The sequence below is a fragment of the Nonomuraea rhizosphaerae genome, from assembly GCF_019396405.1.
Lineage (GTDB): Bacteria > Actinomycetota > Actinomycetes > Streptosporangiales > Streptosporangiaceae > Nonomuraea > Nonomuraea rhizosphaerae.
The window spans coordinates 1-1,896 of the sequence record NZ_JAHKRL010000103.1; the positions used below are offsets into that span (position 1 = coordinate 1).

General features: G+C 66.2%; 1 protein-coding gene and 1 pseudogene. Both read left to right on the top strand.

Annotated features, from left to right (window positions below):
* A pseudogene (gene fusA, locus KME77_RS05070) lies at positions 1-509 on the top strand (elongation factor G); the annotation flags it as partial.
* Positions 510-657: 148 nt separating this feature from the next.
* Positions 658-1,851, top strand: coding sequence for an elongation factor Tu (gene tuf / locus KME77_RS05075; RefSeq protein ID WP_219462446.1), 1,194 nt, complete (start codon positions 658-660; stop codon positions 1,849-1,851).
* Positions 1,852-1,896 lie beyond the last annotated feature (45 nt).

The window sequence follows — 1,896 nt, forward strand, 5'->3', positions numbered from 1 at the left end:
AGAACAAGGTCACGGGTGGCCGTGTCCCGAGGGAGTACATCCCCTCGGTCGACGCCGGCGCCCAGGAGGCCGCCGAGTTCGGTGTCCTGGCCGGTTACCCGATGGTCGGCGTGAAGGTTACGCTGACCGACGGCGCCGCCCACGACGTCGACTCCTCGGAGATGGCGTTCAAGATCGCCGGCTCGATGGCGTTCAAGGAGGCCGCGCGCAAGGCCGACGCGGTGCTCCTGGAGCCGACGATGTCCGTCGAGGTCACCACGCCCGAGGACTACATGGGTGACGTCATCGGTGACCTCAACGGTCGCCGCGGGCAGATCCAGTCGATGGACGAGCGCGCGGGCGCTCGCGTCATCACGGCCCTCGTGCCGCTGAATGAGATGTTCGGCTACGTGGGCGACCTGCGTAGCAAGACGCAGGGGCGCGCGAGCTACAGCATGCAGTTCGACTCCTACTCGGAGGTGCCCCCGGGCATCGCCAAGGAGATCGTCGCGAAGGCCCGGGGCGAATAGTCTCGGGACCCCAGGCCGGGCCCCGAGCGATCGAGGTCCGGCCGACCCTGGCGGGGCGGTGAGAGCCGCCCGGCCGACTAGGGGTTCGGGATCTCCCGGGCCCGAGTGTGTAGACGAAAGTCAGTCAGATTCTCTAAGGAGAGAACCAGTGGGCAAGGCCAAGTTCGAGCGGAACAAGCCGCACATGAACATCGGCACCATTGGGCACATCGACCACGGCAAGACCACGCTGACCGCGGCGATCACCAAGGTGCTCCACGACCGTTACCCCGAGCTGAACAAGGCGACGCCGTTCGACAAGATCGACAAGGCGCCGGAGGAGAAGGCTCGCGGCATCACGATCTCCATCGCGCACGTCGAGTACCAGACCGAGAAGCGCCACTACGCCCACGTGGACTGCCCCGGTCACGCCGACTACGTGAAGAACATGATCACCGGTGCCGCTCAGATGGACGGCGCCATCCTCGTGGTCGCCGCCACCGACGGCCCGATGCCGCAGACGAAGGAGCACGTCCTCCTGGCCCGCCAGGTCGGCGTCCCCTACATCGTCGTGGCCCTCAACAAGGCCGACATGGTCGACGACGAGGAGATCCTGGAGCTCGTCGAGCTCGAGGTCCGCGAGCTGCTCTCGGCTCAGGAGTTCCCCGGCGACGACCTGCCCGTCGTCCGCGTCTCCGCGCTCAAGGCTCTTGAGGGCGACGAGAAGTGGGCCGACAGCATCATCGAGCTGATGAACGCCGTCGACGAGAACGTGCCCGAGCCGCCCCGTGAGACGGACAAGCCGTTCCTCATGCCGGTCGAGGACGTCTTCTCGATCACCGGTCGCGGCACGGTCGTCACCGGCCGTATCGAGCGCGGTGTCGTCAAGGTCAACGAGCAGGTCGACATCATCGGCATCAAGCCGGAGAAGACGACCACCACCGTCACCAGCATCGAGATGTTCAACAAGATGCTCGACACGGGCGAGGCCGGCGACAACGCCGCCCTGCTGCTGCGTGGCATCAAGCGTGACGAGGTCGAGCGCGGCCAGTGCATCATCAAGCCGGGCACGACCACCCCGCACACCGAGTTCACCGGCCAGGTCTACATCCTGTCCAAGGACGAGGGCGGCCGTCACACGCCGTTCTTCAACAACTACCGTCCTCAGTTCTACTTCCGTACGACTGACGTGACCGGTGTGGTGAACCTCCCCGAGGGCACCGAGATGGTCATGCCGGGCGACAACACCGAGATGCGCGTTGAGCTGATCCAGCCCATCGCCATGGAGGACGGCCTGAAGTTCGCGATCCGTGAGGGTGGCCGCACCGTCGGCGCCGGCCGGGTCGTAAAGATCATCAAGTAGCACGATCGTCGGGGCGGCGGTCGGCCCCGGACACCGGGACCGGCC